1 protein-coding gene is annotated in these 1024 nt (G+C 49.4%); it reads left to right on the forward strand.

Features of this window, described 5'->3' with window-relative positions; all coding sequences use genetic code 11:
• A partial coding sequence (locus E0E16_RS15075) for an IS256 family transposase (protein ID WP_255418086.1) occupies positions 1–1024 on the forward strand: 1024 nt, incomplete at both ends.

Below are 1024 nucleotides of genomic sequence, written 5' to 3' on the forward strand. Positions count from 1 at the left end.
TTTCGAATTACACAAGCAGCAGCGAGGGTTTTGTTACCCTTCAGTCATTAATCATGAACTCCCTGATGTATCATGAACGAGAGTTGTTCGTCAGCGAAAATGCCCATGAGCAATGCAATGGTTTCCGTTCTCGTCGTTGGTACAGTCACGGCTTTGAGTTCTCGCTCCGTATTCCGCGCAGTCGTAGCGGAAACTTCTATCCCATTCTCTTAGGGTTGATACGCAGCGAAAGCGAGGAACGTGCCAAATTGTTCAATCTCCTCTACACCAAAGGTCTTACCACGGAGCAGATAGGCGAGATTTCAAATTGCGTCTATGGTCGTTCCTACAGCAAGCAGCAGGTATCGCATCTTGCCGGCAGCTGCCGTGAGGACGTCGAACGGTGGCTTTGCCGTAGCCTTTCCTCCCACTACTTAGCCGTCTATATCGACGCCACCTTTATTTCCACCCGTAGGGACAGACAGGTGTCCAAGGAAGCCTACTATACCATTCTGGGGGTATTAGAAGACGGCAGCAGGGAGGTGCTCACGGTTGTCAATCATCCCACAGAAGGGGCTCTTTGCTGGAAAGACGAGCTTGAGGCCTTGAAGCAAAGAGGCGTCGAACAGATAGACTTAGTTGTTTCCGATGCATTGCAAGGAATAGAGAATGCCGTCTGTGCAGCCTTTCCCGGTGCCGCACACCAGTTCTGCGTGGCACACGTTAAGCGACAGATACTCAGCGGCGCATCACATAAAGACAAACTGGTAATGGCGCAGCAGCTCAGTGAGGTGTTCCAATTGGAGAACAACGAGATGAATTCCTTGCAGGGATACGAACAATTCATTACCTTTGTCGAGAAATGGGAAAGGAAATATCCTGCACTAAGAAAATACAAGGCCGAACGCAACAGTGCCTATTTCACGTATATGGACTTCCCGGCTCAAGTGCAGAGGTGCATATATACGACCAACTGGATTGAAAGGCTCAACAGGAAGTACAGGAGAACCATCCAAATGAGAACATCCATGCCATCAGAGAAGTC

The sequence above is a fragment of the Prevotella rectalis genome (assembly GCF_900607215.1).
In the GTDB taxonomy this organism is placed as follows: Bacteria; Bacteroidota; Bacteroidia; order Bacteroidales; family Bacteroidaceae; genus Prevotella; species Prevotella brunnea.